Origin of the sequence: Acidovorax sp. Root402 (genome assembly GCF_001425125.1) — a bacterium.
Classification (GTDB): Bacteria; Pseudomonadota; Gammaproteobacteria; order Burkholderiales; family Burkholderiaceae_C; genus Acidovorax; species Acidovorax delafieldii.
Map to the genome: position 1 here is coordinate 312,839 of NZ_LMDQ01000013.1, position 20,110 is coordinate 332,948.

At 67.0% G+C, this 20,110-nt stretch carries 19 protein-coding genes and 1 tRNA gene; 12 read left to right on the forward strand and 8 right to left on the reverse strand.

The features are described from left to right. Nucleotides 1–5: 5 nt before the first annotated feature. The 5 genes from ASC83_RS08895 (at nucleotide 6) to ASC83_RS08915 (ending at nucleotide 4,454) form a co-directional block, all read left to right on the forward strand. Entirely contained in the window at nucleotides 6–1,097 is a 1,092-nt protein-coding gene (locus tag ASC83_RS08895; RefSeq protein ID WP_056060839.1) for a M48 family metalloprotease, read from the forward strand. 41 nt (nucleotides 1,098–1,138) lie between these two features. Further along, nucleotides 1,139–1,612 (forward strand): RidA family protein, encoded by a 474-nt coding sequence (locus tag ASC83_RS08900; RefSeq protein WP_200938924.1) that lies wholly within the window; start codon nucleotides 1,139–1,141, stop codon nucleotides 1,610–1,612. Continuing rightward, on the forward strand, nucleotides 1,609–2,022 hold the full coding sequence (locus ASC83_RS08905; RefSeq protein WP_056060845.1) for a GFA family protein: 414 nt from the start codon (nucleotides 1,609–1,611) through the stop codon (nucleotides 2,020–2,022). Before ASC83_RS08900 ends, ASC83_RS08905 begins: the two co-directional genes overlap by 4 nt. Nucleotides 2,023–2,033: 11 nt before the next feature. After that, entirely contained in the window at nucleotides 2,034–2,267 is a 234-nt protein-coding gene (locus tag ASC83_RS08910) for a hypothetical protein (RefSeq protein WP_056060848.1), read from the forward strand. Between the two features lie 174 nt (nucleotides 2,268–2,441). After that, nucleotides 2,442–4,454 carry a bifunctional 2',3'-cyclic-nucleotide 2'-phosphodiesterase/3'-nucleotidase gene (locus tag ASC83_RS08915; protein ID WP_235509356.1) on the forward strand — a complete coding sequence of 671 codons (2,013 nt, stop codon included), beginning with the start codon at nucleotides 2,442–2,444 and terminating at the stop codon, nucleotides 4,452–4,454. 138 nt (nucleotides 4,455–4,592) lie between these two features. Here ASC83_RS08915 and ASC83_RS08920 read toward each other — a convergent pair whose 3' ends face one another. Both ASC83_RS08920 and radC read right to left on the reverse strand, forming a co-directional pair. Next, complete coding sequence (locus tag ASC83_RS08920) at nucleotides 4,593–5,339, reverse strand: Smr/MutS family protein (RefSeq protein ID WP_369816967.1); 747 nt, start codon at nucleotides 5,337–5,339, stop codon at nucleotides 4,593–4,595. Nucleotides 5,340–5,524: 185 nt separating this feature from the next. After that, the gene (gene radC, locus ASC83_RS08925; protein WP_056060853.1) at nucleotides 5,525–6,238 is read right to left on the reverse strand and encodes a DNA repair protein RadC; all 714 of its coding nucleotides are present in this window, start codon (nucleotides 6,236–6,238) and stop codon (nucleotides 5,525–5,527) included. A gap of 88 nt (nucleotides 6,239–6,326) precedes the next feature. Here radC and ASC83_RS08930 point away from each other — a divergent pair, with 88 nt between their 5' ends. Together ASC83_RS08930 and ispH are read left to right on the forward strand one after the other, a co-directional pair. Continuing rightward, nucleotides 6,327–6,791, forward strand: a complete 465-nt coding sequence (locus tag ASC83_RS08930) for a peptidylprolyl isomerase (protein WP_056060856.1) — start codon at nucleotides 6,327–6,329, stop codon at nucleotides 6,789–6,791. Continuing rightward, nucleotides 6,791–7,786 (forward strand): 4-hydroxy-3-methylbut-2-enyl diphosphate reductase, encoded by a 996-nt coding sequence (ispH, locus tag ASC83_RS08935; protein WP_056060858.1) that lies wholly within the window; start codon nucleotides 6,791–6,793, stop codon nucleotides 7,784–7,786. Before ASC83_RS08930 ends, ispH begins: the two co-directional genes overlap by 1 nt. 129 nt (nucleotides 7,787–7,915) lie before the next feature. Here ispH and ASC83_RS08940 read toward each other — a convergent pair whose 3' ends face one another. Then, nucleotides 7,916–8,644, reverse strand: a complete 729-nt coding sequence (locus tag ASC83_RS08940; protein ID WP_056060861.1) for an HPP family protein — start codon at nucleotides 8,642–8,644, stop codon at nucleotides 7,916–7,918. A gap of 168 nt (nucleotides 8,645–8,812) precedes the next feature. Between ASC83_RS08940 and ASC83_RS08945 the strand changes: the two genes are divergently transcribed. The 5 genes from ASC83_RS08945 (at nucleotide 8,813) to mnmH (ending at nucleotide 13,635) form a co-directional block, all read left to right on the forward strand. Next, entirely contained in the window at nucleotides 8,813–9,754 is a 942-nt protein-coding gene (locus tag ASC83_RS08945) for a threonine/serine dehydratase (RefSeq protein WP_056060863.1), read from the forward strand. Nucleotides 9,755–9,786: 32 nt separating this feature from the next. Further along, nucleotides 9,787–11,103 carry a serine--tRNA ligase gene (gene serS, locus ASC83_RS08950; RefSeq protein WP_056060866.1) on the forward strand — a complete coding sequence of 439 codons (1,317 nt, stop codon included), beginning with the start codon at nucleotides 9,787–9,789 and terminating at the stop codon, nucleotides 11,101–11,103. 33 nt (nucleotides 11,104–11,136) lie between these two features. After that, nucleotides 11,137–11,226 (forward strand) — tRNA-Ser (locus ASC83_RS08955). 250 nt (nucleotides 11,227–11,476) lie between these two features. Further along, nucleotides 11,477–12,529, forward strand: coding sequence for a selenide, water dikinase SelD (gene selD / locus ASC83_RS08960; protein ID WP_056060869.1), 1,053 nt, complete (start codon nucleotides 11,477–11,479; stop codon nucleotides 12,527–12,529). Beyond that, a complete protein-coding gene (gene mnmH, locus ASC83_RS08965) occupies nucleotides 12,529–13,635 on the forward strand; it encodes a tRNA 2-selenouridine(34) synthase MnmH (RefSeq protein WP_056060872.1) in 1,107 nt (368 codons plus the stop codon). Before selD ends, mnmH begins: the two co-directional genes overlap by 1 nt. Here the strand turns inward: mnmH and ASC83_RS08970 are convergent, their stop codons facing one another. The 5 genes from ASC83_RS08970 to ASC83_RS08990 all read right to left on the reverse strand — a co-directional run bounded on the left by ASC83_RS08970 (nucleotide 13,636) and on the right by ASC83_RS08990 (nucleotide 20,025). Beyond that, nucleotides 13,636–15,972, reverse strand: a complete 2,337-nt coding sequence (locus tag ASC83_RS08970; protein WP_056060875.1) for a CHASE2 domain-containing protein — start codon at nucleotides 15,970–15,972, stop codon at nucleotides 13,636–13,638. 103 nt (nucleotides 15,973–16,075) lie between these two features. After that, nucleotides 16,076–17,818, reverse strand: coding sequence for a FecR domain-containing protein (locus tag ASC83_RS08975; RefSeq protein WP_082522395.1), 1,743 nt, complete (start codon nucleotides 17,816–17,818; stop codon nucleotides 16,076–16,078). Between the two features lie 74 nt (nucleotides 17,819–17,892). Continuing rightward, the gene (locus ASC83_RS08980) at nucleotides 17,893–18,591 is read right to left on the reverse strand and encodes a response regulator transcription factor (protein ID WP_056060880.1); all 699 of its coding nucleotides are present in this window, start codon (nucleotides 18,589–18,591) and stop codon (nucleotides 17,893–17,895) included. 118 nt (nucleotides 18,592–18,709) lie between these two features. Next, nucleotides 18,710–19,717, reverse strand: coding sequence for a formylglycine-generating enzyme family protein (locus tag ASC83_RS08985; RefSeq protein ID WP_200938926.1), 1,008 nt, complete (start codon nucleotides 19,715–19,717; stop codon nucleotides 18,710–18,712). Nucleotides 19,718–19,764: 47 nt separating this feature from the next. After that, a complete protein-coding gene (locus tag ASC83_RS08990; RefSeq protein ID WP_015013035.1) occupies nucleotides 19,765–20,025 on the reverse strand; it encodes a hypothetical protein in 261 nt (86 codons plus the stop codon). Between the last annotated feature and the right edge of the window lie 85 nt (nucleotides 20,026–20,110).

Sequence of the window (20,110 nt, forward strand, 5' to 3'; positions counted from 1 at the left end):
TTCGCATGAAGTTCTGGGATCACCAGCACAACGCGCGCAGCGAGACGCGTCGCTTGCTGCTGGGTTTTGCCTTCGCTGTGGTCGTTCTGGTAGCGGCTGTGCACGCTGCCCTGGCGTTGGCCTGGTGGCTGATGGTGGCGGTGCTGCCCGTGCACTTGCCCTTTCCACAAGGTTTTCTGGCCGCCAATGTGGGTGTCTCGCTGATGCTGGTGCTGGGCGGCTGGTGGGTGGAGACGTCCAACTTGCGCGCAGGCGGTGTCAAGCTGGCGCAGCGTGTGGGCGCGCGCGAGTTGCGCCCGTCGCTGTCGCACGCCGAGCAGCGGCTGTCCAACATCGTGGACGAGCTGTGCATTGCCGCGCACATGCCGCGCCCGCAGATCATGGTCATGCCGCGCACCGATGCCATCAATGCGTTCGCTGCCGGGTGGGACGAGAGCGACGCCGTCATTGCCGTGACGCAGGGTGCCCTGGACTACCTCACCCGCGAAGAGATGCAGGGCATGTTGGCGCACGAGCTGAGCCATCTGCATGAGGGCGACACCCGCCTGAAGATGCGCCTGGCGGGCATGGTGTTCGGGCTGGAGCTGGTCTACAACTTTGGCGACACGATGCGCGAGCGTCGGGGCCTGGCCTGGTGGTTCGGGTCGGCCATCATGGTGGCGGGCTTTGCGGGCTGGCTCACCGGCCGCATGCTCAAGGCCGCCGTATCACGCCAGCGCGAATACCTGGCCGACGCACGCGCGGTGCAATGGACCCGCAGCCGCGATGGCCTGGGTGGCGTACTGCGCAAGGTCATGGCCCAGCGTCGTGACACCCTGGCCGGGTATGCCGAGAACCCCGTCCACACCGGCCTGGCCCACCCGGCCGTGCAACACATGCTGCTGGTGGATGTACCCGGCCGCAGCCGCATGGAGCGCTGGCTGGATACCCACCCCACGCTCGACGACCGCGTGCAGCGCGTGTATGGCCGCCGCATGCAGCCTTTGCCCGCCGTGCCCGTACATGCAGGGCATGAATCGGCGCGGCGTGACGAGGGTGGGGCGCCCGGCACCGTGTCGATCGCCTCGCTGGTAGACCCTTTTGCGCGCTTCATGTAGCCCGTTGCGAAGGCCGCAGTTTTTTCAGGAGACCCATGTCCATGTCACGCGACGCGAGATTTCAGGAACAAGCCCAGGCACTGGGCTACAGCTTTGAGGGCGAGATCAAGATTGGTGGCAACTATGTGCCGCTGGTGCGTGACGGCCACCACATCTACCTGAGCGGGCAGATCCCGCGCGTGGGCGACACGGTGGTGGTCACGGGCGCTGCCGGGGCGGTCGCCACGCTGGCCGATGCGCAAAAAGCAGCGAAGGTGTGTGTGATACGGGCGCTGGCCCTGCTGCAGCGCTCGCTGGGTTCGCTCGATGCCGTGCAATCCATTTTGCGCATCACCGTGTACGTGCAGTCGGCGCCTGCCTTCACGCAGCAAAGCGAGGTGGCCGACGGTGCCTCCGAGGTGCTGTTTGCCGTGCTGGGCGAGGCTGGTGCCCACACCCGCACCTCGGTGGGTGTGCTGCAGCTGCCCAAGAACGCGACGGTGGAGGTGGACTTGATCGCGTCGGTGGCGCCATGACGACGCCTGCTGCTGTGCAGCGAGGCAGTTGCCTGTGTGGTGGCGTGCGTTACGAAACCACGGCGCCATTGCAGGGTGCATCGCACTGCCACTGCTCGATGTGCCGCAAGGCGCATGGTGCGGCGTTTGGCAGCTATGGCAGCGTGTTGCGTGTGCACCATCGCTTCGTGTCTGGGCAAGGGCTGACGCGCACCTACCGGTCTTCGCCCCCGGTCACGCGCACGTTTTGCTCGGTGTGTGGCTCGCCCTTGCTGTGGCACAGCGAAGGCCCCTATAGCGAGTGGGTGGCCGTGCCGCTGGGTACCTTGGACACCGCCTACGAGACCCCGCCCCAAAAGCACATCCACGTGGCCTCCAAAGCCGCATGGGTAGTGATCTGTGATGGTTTTCGGCAAGAGGCCGAAGGATAGATCGGTACCCCATGGCAGCACCGTTGAACGCTCACCCCCGTTTTAATGTTTTCGGTCGCATCGTCGAAGTGCGCCGCGAAGGTGCGCTGTGGCAGGCCTACCGCGTGGGCGCAGATGGCAAGCGCTCACCGTCGGGCTTTGTGATCCCCGACTTTGTCGAAGAGCATGAGCTGGCACAGTTTCTGGAAGACCTGTTCCACGAAAGCGCCTCGCCGCACAACGGCGACGTGTACCGCATCGATTGACTCGCTGCAAGGCGCACTGACCGCAGCACGAGACACAAGTGTTGCGGCCACGTTGCCACGTCACACCGCTGTCAAACCCGGCCCAGACACTCGGTCCCTTGTTTCAATTCGGGACTGTTCATGTCTGAACGCACTCTGGGCTTTCTGATTTCTCCTTCGCATGTTTCACGCCGCATGGCTGCATGGGGCATGGTGGCGCTGGCCGCGTCGCTGGCTGCCTGCGGCGGCAGCAGCGACAACGCCAGCAGCAACGCGGGCGCCACGGCCACGCTGGCCGTGCTGGAGACCACCGACCTGCACTTCAACGTGCGCAGCTACGACTACTTCAAGCTGGCCGAAGACAAAAGCTACGGCTTTGAGCGCACGGCCACGCTGGTGCGCGCGGCCCGCAAGGAGTTTGCCAACACGCTGCTGGTGGACAACGGCGACACCATCCAGGGCACCGCGCTGGCCGACTACGAGGCCACCATCAGCCCTATCCCCTGCACGCAGCAGCTGTCCATGTACAAAGCCATGGGCGCGCTGGGCTTTGATGCGGGCACGCTGGGCAACCACGAGTTCAACTACGGCCTGCCCTTCCTGAACCAGGTGCTGGGCGGCGGGCTGGATGTGGACGGCGTGGACCCCTCCAAGAAGTGCGCAGGCGCTGGCTACCCCGCCGTGCTGGCCAACGTGTACAGCAATAAGACCAAGAAGCCGCTGGTGCAGCCCTACACGCTGCTGGAGCGCACGCTGGTGGCCAAGGGTACGGATGGCAAGGAAGTGAAGCTGCCGATCAAGATCGGCGTGATCGGCTTCACCACACCCGGCATCATGAACTGGGACAAGCGCTACCTGGAAGGCAAGGTCTACACCGAAGGCGCCGTCGAATCCGCCAACAAGTACGTGCCCGAGCTGCGTGCCAAGGGGGCTGACATCGTGGTGGCGCTACTGCACGGCGGGCTCGACAGTGCCGCCTACTCGGCCACCATGGAGAACCCGGGCCTGTACCTGTCGAAGGTGGCAGGTATCGACGCGATGGTGATGGGCCACCAGCATGGCGTGTTCCCCGACACGGCCGCCACACCCAGCTTCAACCTGGCCGGCGTGGACCACAAGGCGGGCACCATCAACGGCGTGCCTGCCGTCATGGCCAGCTCCTGGGGCAAGGCCCTGGGTGTGGTGCAACTGGCGCTGCAATGGGACGGCAGCAAGTGGGTGGTCAACAAGTCCGCCAGCAAGAGCGAGCTGCGCAACATCCAGAACAAGAATGCCGCAGGCGCCACGGTGACCGTGGACGCCGACCCCGCCATCGCTCCGCTGATCGAGACCCAGCACCAGGCCGCGATCAAGTACGTGAAGACGCCTATCGGCCAGACCGACTTCCGCATGAGCACGCTGTTTGCCGACGTGGGCGACCCGGGCGCGATCCAGATCGTGAACCAGGCACAGCAGGCCTACGTGGCGGCGTACATCAAGGCCAGCCTGCCGCAGTATGCGCAGCTGCCGGTGTTGTCGGTGAGCGCACCGTTCAAGAGCGGCTTCCAGGGCGGGGCCGACTACACCGACGTGGCCGTGGGCCCGCTGGCCATCAACAACGCGGCCGACCTGTACCTGTACCCCAACACCGTCTACGCGGTGAAGGTCAACGGTGGCGACATCAAGAACTGGCTCGAAGCCGCTGCCAAGCGCTTCAACCAGATCGACCCCGCCAAGACCACCGAGCAGCAGCTCATCAGCACCTTCCCTGGGTACAACTTCGACATGTTCACTACGGCCGACATGCAGTATGAGATCGACGTGACCCAGCCCGTGGGCAGCCGCATCAAGAACCTGACGTACCTGGGCAAGCCCATCGACGCGGCGCAGGAGTTCGTGATCGCCACCAACAACTACCGCGCGACCAGCGGCAAGAGCTTCATCGACAAGCTCGACGGCTCAGGCACCATCTGGGCTTCGCCCGACGCCAACCGCGACGTGGTGATCGACTACATCCGCAAGAACCCGGCAGTGACCCGCGCAGCCAACGGCGCTGCCAAGAGCTGGCGCTTTGCCAAGGCCACGGTGGCGGGTCCAGTGGTGTTCAGCTCGGGCGCCAATGCCCTCAGCGTGGCGCAGGCGGCCGGGCTGGGCAATGTGTCGCTGCTGGCGGCCGATGACGGGTCGGGCAAGGGCACGTCAAAGTACGGCGTGGACCTGTCCAAGTAGTCGTCCCCCTCCTGTTACGGAGGCCGTGGCGGTGCATGCGTTCGTAGCACCGCTACGGAGCAGCCTGCTGTAGGGCTCTGAAATGCTCTGCCTTTGATAGCTGCAAGCGCATATGGATGTAACGCTTGCAGCTATTTTTCATGAATTTTTGCGTAGAACGGGTTGCAACAGCACCACGAGCGCCCCTGCGCCCCCATCCATGGGTCGCGCCTGTACGAAGGCCAGCACCTCGTTCTTCTGCACCAGCCAGCGCTGCACGCGGCCCTTGAGCACGGGGCTTTTGCCGGGCGAGCCCAACCCCTTGCCATGCACCACGCGCACGCAGCGCAGGCCCGTCTTGTGGGCATGACGGATGAAGTCGCCCAGCGCTTCGCGCGCCTCGTCCACGCGCAGGCCATGCAGGTCCAGCTGGCGCTGGATGCTCCAGTGGCCAGAGCGCAGGCGGCGCGTCACTTCCACACCAATGCCTGGGCGGCGAAAGCTCAACTGGTCGTCGGTGTCGAGCAGGGTGCTCACGTCGAAGTCGTCGCTGATGGATTCAAGCAGCACCCGTTCCTCGTCCAGCCAGTGCTGCACCGGCAGCGGCGGCGGCTGGTGGCGGCGCAGACGCGCCACATTCGGGTTGCGCAGTGGGGTGACGGGGCCCACGCTGCGGCTGAAGAGGTGGCGCTCGGCCTCGGCCCGGGCGGCGGCTTCGCGTCGGGCTTTGTCTTCGGCCTCGCGGCGCTCTTGGTCCTCGCGCAGGCGGCGGGCCACGGTGGCCAGGTCCTGCAGTTGGGTGATGCGTTCGCCCGCGCGGCGCGGGGCCGGGGGAGCGCGGCGGTGGGGTGGTGCGGGGTTGTCTGTGGCCGCAGGCGCGGCGGGGGCGTGGCGCAGCGGGCGCATGGCCGCCTTGGCCGCCGCTTTTTTGTCGGCCAGCCCTACGCGCCGGGTGGACCGGGGCGCGGTGGGGGCCGGTGCGGGAGCGGTGGTTTCCATAGGCGCCGCTTTACCGGGAGCAGCGTACGCAGCACGTGCCAGCGCCGCTTGCAGGGCCGTGGGTAGCGGGGGGGGCGCGGGGGCTGGGGCGGTCATACCAGGCCCTTTTCTGCCATCGACAGCGCCTGGCCCGGCGCCACGATCACGTGGTCGAGCACGCGCACATCCACCAGGGCCAGCGTGGTCTTCAGGGTCTGGGTCAGCGCCTCGTCGGCGCGGCTGGGTTGCACGCTACCGCTGGGGTGGTTGTGGGCCAGCACCACGGCGGCCGCCTGGTGGTGCAGGGCGCGCAGCACCACCTCGCGCGGGTACACACTGGTCTGCGTGAGCGTGCCGCGAAACAGCTCCTCCAGCGCCAGCAGGCGGTTTTGTGCATCGAGGAACAGCACGGCAAACACCTCGTGTCCCTTGGCGGCCAGGTGCAGTTGCAAATAGTGCTTGACGGTATCGGGCGAGTCGAACACCTCGCGTTCGCGCAGCTGCTGGGCCAGGGCGCGGCGGGCCAGCTCCAGCACGGCCACCAGCTCGGCGCGTTTGGCGGGGCCCAGGCCCTTGATGCGTTCCAGGTCGGCCGCGCTGGTGTGCAACAGCCCGGCAATGCCGCCAAAGCCGCCGGTGACGGCGCCCGTGTCGGGGTCGATGCCGGGCGGGTCCAGCAGCTCCTGCGCCATCTGCAGCACGCCCTTGCCCACGATGCCTGTGCGCAGCAGGATGGCCAGCAGCTCGGCATCGGCCAGCGCGGCGGGGCCGCGTGCCAGCAGTTTTTCGCGGGGCTGGGCGTCGGCGGGCAGGTCTTTGATGGCCATGGAAGAGGAGGTGGGACGCGCCAGCAGCGGTGGCTGCGGTAGGGGTTTGCCCGGTTTTCTACAATCGCGGCAGTTTATCGGGACTCTCATGACCTCTATTTCCACCTCCCTTCCCACTGTTCAGCCGGGCTCCTTCCTCACGCTGCACTACCGCCTGGCCGGCCCGGCGGGGGATGTGATCAACACTTTTACCGACAAACCCGCCACCCTGTCGCTGGGCACGGGCGAGCTGTCGCCCGCCATGGAACAGCGCCTGCTAGGCCTGGCCGAGGGCACGCGCACCACGTTCGAGCTGCCTGCGGGCGAGGCCTTTGGCGAGCGCAATCCCGACATGCAGCAGTGGGTGGCCCGCAAGCTGATGAACGAACTGGGCGATCCCGACGAGAAGTACAACGTGGGCGACGTGGTGCAGTTCCCCACGCCCGACGGCCAGGGCAGCTACGCCGGGGCCGTGATGCAGGTGCGTGACGACGGCGCCGTGCTGTTCGACTTCAACCACCCGCTGGCGGGCCAGCCCGTGACCTTTGAAGTGCAGCTGATCGGGATCCTGTGATGCTGGCGCCGAAAGAAATCCTGCTGGCCGAGCCGCGTGGCTTTTGCGCCGGTGTGGACCGCGCCATCGAGATCGTGGAGCGCGCCATCCAGAAGTTTGGCGCCCCCATCTATGTGCGCCACGAGATCGTGCACAACACCTACGTGGTGAACGACCTCAAGGCCAAGGGCGCGATCTTCATCGAAGAGCTGTCGGATGTGCCCCCGGGCGCCACGCTGGTTTTCAGCGCCCATGGTGTGAGCAAGGCCGTGCAGCAGGAGGCCGAGGCGCGTGGCTTCAGCATTTTTGACGCCACCTGCCCGCTGGTGACCAAGGTACATGTCGAAGTGGCCAAGCTTGCCAAAGAGGGCTACGAGTTCATCATGATCGGCCACAAGGGCCACCCCGAGGTGGAGGGCACCATGGGCCAGCTCGACCACGGTATCCATCTGGTGGAAGACGTGGAGGACGTGGCCCGCGTGCAGCCCGCGCAGACCGAGAAGCTGGCGGTGGTCACGCAGACCACGCTGAGTGTGGACGACGCTGCCGAAATCTCTGCCGCCGTGCGGGCGCGCTTTCCGAATGTGCGCGAACCCAAACAGCAGGACATCTGCTACGCCACGCAGAACCGGCAGGACGCCGTCAAGGTGCTGAGCCCGCAGGTGGATGTGGTGATCGTGGTGGGCAGCCCCACCAGCTCCAACAGCAACCGCCTGCGCGAGCTGGCCGCCAAGCTGGGCACCACCGCCTACATGGTGGACAGTGCGGACGAGCTGCAGGGCGAGTGGTTCAAGGGCCGTTCGCGCGTGGGGCTCACTGCGGGTGCCTCCGCGCCTGAAATCCTGGTGCAGCAGGTCATCGACCGCATCAAGGCGCTGGGCGCTGTGTCGGTCCGCACCATGGCGGGCATCGAGGAAACCATCAAGTTCCCGCTGCCCAAGGGGCTCAAGATCGACGCGGCCACGGGGCTGGAGATTCGTGAGCGCACGCCAGAGACAGGTCCATCGGCCCACTGATGGTGGCATGAGGGGCCGCCGGTGATCGTGCAAGGGCGCCAACAGGCGCCCTTTTTATTCACTCCTGAATTGATAGCGGCTGGCGCATATTCTTCTAGCGCCAGCGGCCATTTTTATTCAAATATTTCCTTACAAGGGCACGGCGGGCCCGCTCCACAGGTCCAGTGGTGGGTCGGCTGCCACGGCGCGCAGGATGTCGGTGCGCGAGATAAAGCCCGACAGCACGCCCGCCTCGTCCGTCACCGGCAGGCCGGGCAGGCCGGTGTCCAGCAGCACGGCGGCCACGCGGCGCAGCTCGGTGTCGGGGGAGACAGTGGGCACCGGGCTCACCATCACCTCGGCCACCGGGCGGCGGGCCAGGTCGATGGCCTGTTTGACGGCGCCGGGCTCGGGCAGCAGGTCCAGTGGCGCCATGTCGGCCCTCAGCAGCAGTCCGATCACGCGGCCCAGCACATCCACTACGGGCGCCTGCGCCACTTTGTGCTCGGCCAGGGTCTGCCAGGCATCGTTCACACGCACGTCGGGCGCCACACTCACGCCGCCGGTGGTCATCACATCGCTCACCTTGGTCAACGGCTGGCGGGTGCTGGCCTGGGGGCCTTGCTCTGTCTGTGCGTAGGCGCTCACCGCGTCGTGCATGCGCAGGTTGACGATGGCTGCAGGCGCAGCAGCGTTGGTGTCGGCCGCAGTGGGGCGGGGCGGGGCCGTGAAGACGGGCCCTGGCTGGCCATCTTGTGCGTCCATGGCCCGCGTGCGCAGGGCCTGCGGGCGCTGCACGCTGCGCACCGCAGAGATACGTGCCAGGTTTTCGGGGCCGCCCCGGTACATCTGGCCTGACGGGCCGAACACAAAGAACATGGTTTTTCTCCTGCGCGCAGGCCGGCCAGCGCGGTGGGGTGGGGACTGCTCTGCCCATGTTATCGGCAGTTGTGCGGCGCGCGCGCAGTCAGCGTTGTGTCTGCATGTTGCGGGCAGCCCCTACACTGCCCCCTTCTTTTGACACCATCTGCCATTCGGAGCCCCTGCATGATCGACCGCGCCGCCATTGCTGCTGCCCGCCGCCAACTGGCCACCCAGCCCGACTTTCTGCGCACCACGCCGCTGATGCGCCTGTCCGGCAAGTCCTTGGGCGTGGACTGTGCAGAGGTCTGGCTCAAGCTGGAGCATTTGCAGGTGGGCGGCAGCTTCAAGGCGCGGGGCATGTTGTACCGCCTGCTGGCCAACCCGGTGCCCGAGAGCGGCGTGATCATTGCCTCCGGCGGCAACGCCGGCATTGCCGTGGCGGCGGCCGCCCAGGCCCTGGGGGTGCGCTGCGAGGTCTTTGTGCCCGAGGTCTCGCCCGAGGCCAAACGTGCCCGCCTGCGTGCCCTGGGGGCCGAGGTGGTCGTCACTGGCGCCGCATATTCCGAAGCCTTTGAAGCCTGCGTGGCCCGCCAGAAGGCCACGGGTGCGCTGCAGGCCCATGCCTACGACCAGCCCGAAGTGGTAGCGGGTGCGGGCACGCTGGCGCTGGAGATGGAAGAGCAGGGCGGCCGCTTGCCCGACTCGGTGCTGGTCAGCGTGGGCGGTGGCGGCCTCATTGGCGGTGTGGCCGCGTGGGTGGAAAGCCGCGCCCATGTGGTCGCACTGGAGCCCGAACGCGCGCCTACGCTGCACGCCGCGCGGGCTGTGGGCCAGCCCGTGGATGTGGATGTAGGTGGCGTGGCTGCAGACTCGCTGGGCGCCCGCCGCATCGGGGCGATCAGCTGGGAAGTGAGCCAACGCCATGTGCGCGACGCGCTGCTGCTGCCCGATGACGCCATCCGCGTGGCCCAGCTGTGGCTGTGGAAGGAACTGAAGTTGGCCGTGGAGCCCGCCGCCGCGCTGGGCTTGGCAGCTTTGCAAACCCGCGCCTACAAGCCCCAACCGCAAGAGACGGTGGCCCTGATTCTCTGTGGCGCCAACTTTGACCCCGCCAGCTTGGCCTGAGCCTGTGCCGACCACCCCCTTAAAATCCTGCAATGCTTGACATTCTTCTCCTCCGCAAAGACCTCGACACCGCCATCGCGCGGCTGGAAACCCGCAAAAAGCCCCAGGCCTTCCTGGACGTCTCCGCTTTCCAGGCCCTGGAGTCCGAGCGCAAGACGCTGCAGACCCGCACCGAAGAGCTGCAGGCCCAGCGCAACCAGCTGTCCAAGCAGGTCGGCATGCTGATGAGCCGGGGCGACAAGGACGGCGCCGAAGCCGTCAAGGCCCAGGTGGCCGCAGGCAAGTTGGAGCTGGAGCAATCCGCCGCGCGCCTGGAGCAGATCCAATCCGAACTGTTGGCCATGTTGGTGGCCGTGCCCAACTTGCCGCACGAGTCCGTGCCGGTGGGCAGCGACGAAGCTGGCAACGTGGAAGTGCGCCGCTGGGGCGCGCCTGCCAAATTCGATTTCGAGGTGAAAGACCATGTCGATGTCGGCACCCCGCTGGGCCTCGATTTCGACATGGGCGTCAAGCTGTCGGGCTCGCGCTTCACCGTGATGAAGGGCCCCATCGCCCGCCTGCACCGCGCATTGAGCCAGTTCATGCTGGATGTGCAGACGCAAGAGCACGGCTACACCGAGTGCTACGTGCCTTACGCCGTCAATGCCGACTCGCTCAAGGGCACGGGCCAGCTGCCCAAGTTCGAGGGCGACCTCTTTGCCGCCAAGAAGGGCGGCCAGGACGGCGAACCCGTGCCCGACAACGCGGCGCTCTACCTCATCCCCACCAGCGAAGTGCCGTTGACCAACTTTGTGCGCGACGTGGTGGTGGCCGAGTCCGACCTGCCCATCAAGCTCACGGCCCACACGCCGTGCTTCCGCTCCGAAGCCGGCAGCTACGGCCGCGACACGCGCGGCATGATCCGCCAGCACCAGTTCGACAAGGTCGAGATGGTGCAGATCGTGCACCCCGACAAGAGCTACGAAGCGCTGGAGGAAATGACCCGCCACGCGGAAGCGGTGCTGCGAAAGCTGGGCCTGCCCTACCGCGTGATGAGCCTATGCACCGGCGACATGGGCTTTGGCGCAGCCAAGACCTACGACCTGGAAGTGTGGCTGCCCGCGCAGAACACCTACCGCGAGATCAGCTCGGTGAGCAACTGCGAAGCCTTCCAGGCCCGCCGCCTGCAAGCCCGCTTCAAGAATGCCCAAGGCAAGAACGAGCTGCTGCACACCCTGAACGGCTCGGGCCTGGCCGTGGGCCGCACGCTGGTGGCAGTGCTCGAAAACTACCAGCAGGCCGACGGCAGCGTGACGGTGCCCGAGGTGCTGCGCCCCTACCTGGGCGGCACCGCTGTGCTCAAGCCCTGAAAATCTGGCTATAATCGAAGGCTTCGACACATAGGAGAGGTGGCAGAGTGGTCGAATGTACCTGACTCGAAATCAGGCGTAGTGGCAACACTACCGTGGGTTCGAATCCCACCCTCTCCGCCAGCATCAAGGCCCTGTAGCTATCCAATCAATAGCACAGGGCCTTTTTCTTTGGGTCCGTTGGAACAATTCAGGTGGCTCGCTGGCCCGCTTCGGATGGCGCTGGTGAAGCGGCTCGCAGATTCGCCGTTGTGTTCGTATCGCTGTGCGGGCGCAGGACGGGTAGGGTATTCGTTGCAATGCATGGCCGCGTCCGCGCAGCGCCAGAATACGGGTAGCGCGCCCCGCGCCTGATGCCACGAAAGAACCTCGCATGCTCCCTGAGACCCTGACAACATCCCCCATCCGCCTGACCCAGTACAGCCACGGCGCGGGCTGTGGCTGCAAGATCAGCCCCAAGGTGCTGGACGTGATCCTGGCGGGCAGTGGGGCGCAGCAACTGGACCCCCGGCTCTGGGTGGGCAACACCTCGCGGGACGATGCGGCGGTGTATGCCCTGGATGCCGAGCGCGGCGTGGTGTCCACCACCGATTTCTTCATGCCCATCGTGGATGACCCGTACGACTTCGGGCGCATTGCTGCCACCAATGCGATCAGCGACATCTACGCCATGGGTGCCGATCCGCTGATGGCCATTGCCATCCTGGGGTGGCCGGTGAATGTGCTGCCGCCTGAGGTCGCGCGTGAGGTGGTGCGCGGTGGGCGTGCGGTGTGCGATGCGGCAGGTATTTCGCTCGCGGGCGGTCACTCCATCGATGCGCCTGAGCCCATTTTCGGCCTGGCGGTGACGGGCATCGTCGAAAAGCGTCATCTCAAACGCAACGACACGGCCACGGCGGGTTGCCGTCTGTATCTGACCAAGCCCCTTGGGATCGGCATCCTGACCACCGCAGAGAAAAAGGCCAAGTTGCGCCCCCAGGATGTGGGGGTGGCGCGCGACCTGATGTGCACGCTCAACCGGCCGGGGAGCCAATTCGGCCGGCTGGCAGGCGTGGCAGCCATGACGGATGTGACCGGCTTCGGCCTGTTGGGGCATCTGGTCGAAATGGCGGAGGGCAGCGGCTTGAGCGCTGTGATTGACTATGCGGCAGTACCCCGCCTGGAGGGAGTGGACTACTACATGGACCAGGGCTGTGTGCCTGGAGGCACGTTGCGCAACTTTGACAGCTATGGCGCGAAGATTGCGCCCCTGACGGAGGTGCAAAAGCACCTGCTGTGCGACCCTCAGACCAGCGGGGGGCTGCTGGTGGCCGTGAGTCCGGAGGGCGAGGCCGAGTTCCTGCAGGCGGCTGCGGAACTGGGCCTGGCGCTGCAGCCCATCGGCCAGCTCACCCCGCGACAGGCCTTTGCCGTCGAGTTGCGCTGATGCCCGACAACCTGACGGACTACCGGCACATCTTCCTGAACGATGTGCCCATGATGGATGTGCGCGCGCCGGTGGAGTTTGGGCAGGGCGCGTTTCCTGGCGTAGCCAACCTTCCCCTGATGGACGATGGCGAGCGCCAGCAGGTGGGCACCTGCTACAAGCACAAGGGCCAGGAGGCCGCAATTGCGCTGGGGCACCAGCTGGTGTCTGGCAACATCAAGCGCCAGCGCATTGAGGCGTGGGCGCAGTTTGCGCAGGCGCATCCACAAGGCGTGCTGTATTGCTTTCGTGGCGGGCTGCGCTCGCAGATCGTGCAGCAATGGTTGCTGAACGAAGCGGGCATGGACTACCCCCGGGTGGTGGGGGGCTACAAAGCCATGCGGGGTTTCCTCATCGGCACCACGCAGGCTGCGGCGGCGGAGTGTGGGTTTGTGGTGCTCAGTGGCCTGACCGGCACCGGCAAGACCGAGGTGATTGCGCAACTGGCCAACGGTTTGGACCTGGAAGGCCATGCCAACCACCGAGGCTCCAGTTTTGGCCAGCGCGTGAGCGGCCAGCCGACGCAGATCGATTTTGAGAACCGGCTGGCCATCGACGTGCTGAAGAAACGAGCACGGGGCCATGCGACTTTTGTGCTGGAGGACGAGGGTCGCCATGTGGGCAGCTGCTCAGTGCCCCTGGAGCTGCGGCAGCGGCTGGAGCAGGTGCCCGTCGTCTGCCTGGAGGACGCTTTCGATGCCCGTGTAGAGCGCATCTTGGGCGACTATGTGTGGCAGCAGTGCGCAGATTTTGTGGCCGTCCATGGCGAGGTGGCGGGTACCGACCTGTTTGCAGCGCGGTTGCTCGATAGCTTGGGCAAACTCGCCAAGCGCCTTGGGGGCGACCGCTACCAGGCGCTTCGTGGGTCAATGCAGGCAGCGCTGGTACAGCAACGCAATCAGGGTGACCTGTCTCTGCACCGCGGCTGGATTGCTGCACTCATGCGCGACTATTACGACCCGATGTATGCCTACCAGCGGCAAAGCCGGGCTGATCGCATCGTTTTCCAGGGCGACCACCGGGCGGTGCTCGATTTTCTGCAGTCGCAGTCAGCCCCTCGCCGCTAGCTATTGCTCGTCGTCGTCCGGCGGCGCATCCAGCCGCTGCAGCAGCACCAGCCGGAACTCGGCCCCCCGCCCTACGTCGCTGTCCACCTCCAGCGTCCCGCCGTGGCGCAGCACGACGGTCTGAACCAGTGCCAGACCCAGGCCGACCCCTGCGATGGCCGGGTGGCTGTGGTCGTGCAACCGCTGGTAGGGCGTGAACAGGCGGCCTTGCTGCTCGGGGGCAATGCCCGGGCCCTGGTCCCGTACCGACACCACCCAGTGCGTACCCCGCGCCACGATGGCGCATTGCACCGTGCCGCCGTCGGGGCTGAACTTGATGGCGTTGTGGATCACGTTGGTCAGCGCGCGGGACAGCAGGGCGCGGTCGCCCAGGCAGGGCGCAGTGTCTGGGGTGGACACCGTGCGCACGTCCACGTTGCGGTCACGGGCCAGGGTCCAGAGGTCGTCGGTGGTTTCGGATAGCAGGGCGGCCAGGTCCAGCGGCGCCATGCGGTATTCCTGCGTCTGCGCGCTGGCCAGTTGCACAAAACTTTCGGCCATGCCCAGCGAAGCCTGTGCATAACGTTCGATGCGCTCCAGCAACTCGTGGTCCGACAGGCGGCCGGGGTAGGCACGCTGCATCTCCAGCAGCGTCAGGATGGACGCGTTGGGCGCGCGGATGTCGTGCGAGATGAAGTGCATCGCCTGGTCGCGTTGCTGCAGCGCACGGCGCATCTCGGTCAGGTCCACCAGGGTCAGCAGCCAGCCTGCATTGGCCAGGTTGGTGAAAGGCTTGCACTGCACCAGTAGGCTGCGGCCCCGGGCGTCGGTGCCCTCGGTCTGTTCTGGCAAGGCAGCATGTTGCAAGGCTGCCTGGGTAACGATCGGCTCTTGATTCCCTGTCTGCACCAGGTCGGCCAGCAGGTCCACCACGGACAGGCCCTGCAAGGAGGGCTGGGCGGACCCACCCAGGTGTTGGCGGGCCGCCTGGTTGGCCAGCAGGATTTCACCGTCGGGGGCGCAGACGATGGTGGGTGAGGGCAACTGCTGCAGGCTTTCGCTCACGAACTGGTGCAGGTCACGCAGCTGGCGGGATGCGCGCTCCACGGCGTTGATGCGGCGCTCCAGAAAGTCGGCGGAGTCTCCGGGCCGTCTGCGCAAGCGCATGGCCAGGCCTTGGCGCTGAAGGTTCTCCATCTCCAGCCGCAGAAAGTGCGCAGCCGCGCTCAGGCGCCGCCAGCTCCACAGCGGGTAGGCCAGCGCCAGGCCCAGCAAGGCGGCGGCCGGAGCGAACTGCAGACCTGCCCACCAGGGCAGGGCCATGCTCAGCAGCAAGGTGGCCAGGGCCAGCCCGGCGCTGGTCAGCAAGGCGGCCAGGGGGCCGATGAGCAGCAAGGCCACCAGCGCACAGGCCACAGGCACCAGGTTGAAGGCGATGTTCAAGGCCTGCGGTGCGCGCACGATGTGTTCGCCGACCAGGCGGGCATCCAGCACATGGGCAACCACCTCCACGCCCGGCATCAGGCGCGACTGCTGGCTGACGGGCGTAGCAAACATGTCGCCCAGCCCCGAGGCTGCAGCGCCGACCAGCACGTACTTGCCCTCCAGTGCTCCGGCTGGCACCTGGCCACGCAGCACATCAATGTAGGAGTAGGTGGTGAAGGGCGATGGCCCGGCGGCGTAGGCGATGAGCGTGGGGTCATTGCGTTGCCAGGGGCTGGTATCCGATGCGCTGGCGGGCGAGGGCGCGCAGGCGGCCACAGATTGACGGTCTGCCACGCACTGCAGCGCCGTGCTGAAGTGATGCCAGGGGGCGGCCGCCGGGCCTTCCTGCAGGTACAGGCTGCGCACCACGCCATCGCTGTCTGGCGCCACATGCACATGGCCCAGGCCGGCGGCAGCCTCGGCAAATGCGGGCCAGGGCAGGTCGGTCTGGTTGCTGACCGAGCCATAGCCGCGCCGCAGCACGGGCAGCACCACACGGGCGCTGCGCCGGATGGCGTCGGTGAGCAGCACGTCGTCCTCGGGATAGTCCAGGTCGGCTTCGTTGAACAGCACGTCCATGCCGATGGCACGGGGGTTCTGGGTGGTCAGGCGCGAGATCAGCTCGGCATGCAGCGCCCGGCGCCAGGGCCAGCGGCCGATGGCGGCGATGCTGGCGTCGTCGATGGCCACGATCACGATGTCGGGGTGTGCGGGCCGCGAGACCAGTCGCATGCCTGCATCCTGCACCAGGTGGTTGACGCGGCTCAGGCTATCCGCGGTGCTGAGCCAGGTCACCAGCGCCATCAGCGCGCAGGCCAGCAGCGCCCATTCCAGGCGGCGTCGGCGGCGGCGCAGGTGGGCGATGGTCAGCATGAAAGGGGTGGTGGGATGCGGGGCGTCTGCTCAGCGCATGCCAGGGCCGCTGCGCGCGCTGGTGCGACCCGCACGGCTGGGCTGGACGGGCTCCATGCCCCGCTCAAGGGCGCCCCACGGGCGTGCCGCTGCTGGTGGACACCGGCAAACCCGCACCGGTGCGGATGCCAGTGCCCACGCGGATCTTGCGCGGGGGGGAGAAATCGCTCTCCAGCCCGCTGGCATCCAGCACCTGGATGCGCACCAGGTACTCGCCGGCGGCGAGGTTGCTGGCCGTCCAGGTCGGGGCGTCGAGCACGGTGTCCTCTGCGACCTTGGCAAAGTCCAGATCGGTAGCCACAGTGCGCTGCAGCCGGAAGCGCTGGCCCGCCTGGGCAGGCCAGTGCAGGCGCACGGTCGGGTCTCCGTCCTCCGCCTGCAGAGCTTGCAGGGACAAGGCGGTCGGCCGGTCGGCCACCGTGAAAGGCTGTGGCGGTGCAAACGGCCCCTGGTCTGCCTGCCCGTCGGGCAGCGCCAGCAGGCTGGCGATGCGCCAGAAGTAGCTGCCTGCGGGCAGCGCCCCCAGGGGCAGGCGGCATTCGGTCAGGCGCTGCTCGTCGCGCAGGGGCTGGGTGAACTGGGCGTCGGCGGCCACCTGCACGCGGTACCAGCGCACGCCGGGGACTTCCGTGCAGCGCAGCTCGGCCGCGCCACTGGGTACGACGGCGCCGGGCGCAGGGTGCTGGTACAGCGGTGCGACCGGGCGTGTTTTGACGGTGAACGGCTGCACGGCGGGCAGGCCCGCGATGCCTGCATCGTCCAGTGCCCGAACGGCCAGGTAGTAGCGGCCATCGTCCAGCGCCTTCCAGCGCAGACGGCCGTCGGGGAAGCTGCCATGGCGCAGCACCTGGGTGAACGTCGGGTCCTGCGCCACCTGCGCCACATACCGGGTGGCCCCGGAGGCCATGGGCAGGTCGATGGCCAGCAGTCCCGCATCGCCCAGTGTGGTGGGCATGCCGGAGGTATCGGGGGCGGGCAGCAAAGGACGGGGGGCGCCCACCGTGCCATCCGTGGCCACTGCCAGACCCTGGCCCGGAGCCAGCAGCGCGGTCGGCGCCTCGAGTGCAGCGCCGGGCTCGCTGTCAGTGTCACGCCGCGATTGCACCGCGACAGAGCCATGCTCTACCGACGCCGTGGTCTGGCCCGAATCGGCCAGTGCCACGCTGAACTGCGTGCCCCGCACGCTGGTCACCGCCAGCGGTGTGCGGATCTCCATGCGGCGCAGGGGCTCGGCGCTGAGGGGCACGGTCGATTCCACGCCGCCCTTGTGCATCTCCAGCACTGACTGCACGCTGCCTGCGCGCCCCCGCCGACGCAGCTGGCGCAGCTGTAGCTCGGACTGCGCCTGTACCCGCACCACGGTGCCATCGGCCAGCTGCACTGCCACGAACGACTCGGGGCCCACCTTCAGCTCGGTGCCTTCTTCCAGCTTGCTGCCGGTCGCAATGGGGGCGGGCGTGCCGCTGCCCCGCGCCTGCGCCGTGACCTCGCCCTGCACAAACTGTACGGTGGCCGATTCGCTGGGCTGCAGTCGCACGGGGATGAAGATCAACGAGCCCGGCTGCAGACGCTTGGGGTCGGCCACCTTGTTGCGAGCTTGCAGCAACGGCCACTGGCGCGGGTTGGCGAGGTAGCTGCGGGCCAGTCCTTCCAGGGTGTCGCCCTCTTTCACGGCGTGGGCAATTTCATCGCCTTGTTGGGGGGCTGCCGGGGCAGCGACCGGCTGGGCCGAGAAGGCGGTGGTTGCTGCCACGCACAACAGGGCTGCAGCACTTGAGTGCATGCGAAATGGCAGGGGGGTGATCAAGTCATGTCTCCTTCATGGGGCACGGAACGGGCAGGCATGCTGGTGGCAGAGCCCGCCGGACTCTGTCGCGGCCTTCAGCCTTTGTGCTGGGCTTCGACGGCTTCAAAACGGTAGCCCACGCCATACACCGCTGTCACGATGAAACCGTTGGCGGGGCGCAGGTCGAGCAGGGTGCGCAGGCGCGAGATGTGGGTGTCCAGCGAGCGCGACATCACATCGGCCACCTGGCCCCAGACGACTTCCTTGAGGTGGTCGCGCGACAGCAGTCGCCCCATGTTCTGGAACAGGAACAGGGCGAGGTCGTATTCGCGGTTCTTCAGCTCCACCGCCACTCCGTCCATTTCGATGGACCGGGTTTCGGGCAGGAAGCGGTAGCGGCCAAACTCCATCACGCCGCCGGTGTTGTCGGGGTAGGCGCGGCGCAGCAGGGCGGCCACGCGGGCATTGAGTTCGCCGATGCGCACGGGCTTGACCATGAAGTCATCCGCCCCACTGCCCAGGCCTTCCACAATATCGCGCTCCTCCTGGCGGTGCGTGACGAACAGGATGGGCACGCGGGCCGCAACGTTCTGGCGCACCCAGCGCACCACCTCGGGTCCGGTGGTGTCGGGCAGGTGCCAGTCCACGATCAGCAGATCAAAGGTTTCGCGGCGCAGCGTGCGCATCAGCTCCGCACCGGTCAGGTGGGTATGGCACACATGGCCCATCGCCTCCGTGGCCTGCTTGATCAGATCCAGCTGAAGCGCATCGTCGTCCAAAGCGGCTATGCGCATGGTTCTCCCCATCCAAAATCGAACTGCGGATTATTGGCGATAACTACCACGGCGCGGGCTCGCGCCGAGCGGAACGAGAGGGGATTTGACATTTGTTAACCCTCCCGGCCCGTGGTGGTCACCGCGCGGGGGGCTCTGCCGTAATCTCACGCACCAGTCGCATGCCGACCAGCGTGTAGCGCGTCTCCGGGCTGTTCCAGTTGCGGTAGCCGCAGCGTGCATAGAGCGCCCAGGTGTGCCACGAGCCGCCCCGGCGCACACGCACACTGCCCTCGGCCGGACCGGTGGGGTCATTGCGTGGAGACTCGGCGTAGTAGGTGTCGCCATGCCAATCGCCCGTCCACTCCCAGGCGTTGCCCAGCATGTCGTACAGCCCGAAGGCATTGGGGGCAAAGCGGCCTACCGGCGCGGTAAACGCGTATCCGTCGTTGCCCGCCAGCGCATGCTGGCGCCAGCGTGACCACTGAGGGGCTGCGGCCTGGTCGAAGGTATTGCCCGCTGAGACCAGCTCTTGCGGGTTGTCACCATGCGGGTACAGGCTGCGGCTGCCCGCGCGGCAGGCGTATTCCCACTCCGCCTCGGTGGGCAGTCGGTAGCGATGGCCCTCGGTGCGGCTGAGCCACTGGGCCATGGCCTGCGCGTCGTTCCATGTCACGTTCACCACGGGGTGGTCCGGGCCCTGCGCAAAGCCGGGGTTGCGCCACGAGTAGCGCGGGTCGCGCCCCTCGAACGCATCGCCGCGCCGCGTGGTGGCCGGGTCATAGGCGGGGTTGTAGCCATAACCCCCCGTGCCATCGGCCTCGGACTCTGGCCGGTAGCCGGACGCCTCCAGGAATCGCTGGAACTGCCCCACCGTGACCTCGTGCTGGCCGAGGTAGAAATCGCGGGTGATCTGCACCTCGTGCGCTGGCGATTCATCTGCCAGGTCGGTCAGGCGCTTGCGCTCCAGCAGCGGGAAGTTCTTTTCCAGCGTCTCGACGGGGGGCACGCCCCCCATCCAGAAGGTGCCCGCAGGCACACGGACAAAGGCCATGCCCAGGCTGTTGACCCAGGGCGACGTGACCGTGCCCGCCTGGGTGGACGGTGTGTGCTGGCAGCCCGCCAGCAGCGCGGACAGCGCCAGCAAGGCCGCACCGCTCGCCCAGCTACGGCATGCTGGTGGGGCGGCTGGCCTCAAGGCTTGTCCTGCAACTCGCTCACGCATTCAAACACCAGGCGCGAGCCATCGTTGCGCAACAGTTTGGCGTGCAAGGCCATGCGCTGGCATTCGCGGCTGGCCGCCGCATACGCCTGGGAAGTGTCGGGCCCATAGACCGGCACGCTGAAGGTGCGGTCGCGGCCCGAGGCCATGGGGCCTGAGGGGCCGTAGGGGTTGGTCGCATTGCAGCCCGCCAGCAGGGCCAGCACGGACACGGAGGCACACAGCAGTTTCATGGAAGTCTCCCAAGCCGATCAAAAGGCCAGTTTACGCACATGCCCGGTGGCTGCCCATAGGCGTTGTGCGAGGCGTCCGTGGCGT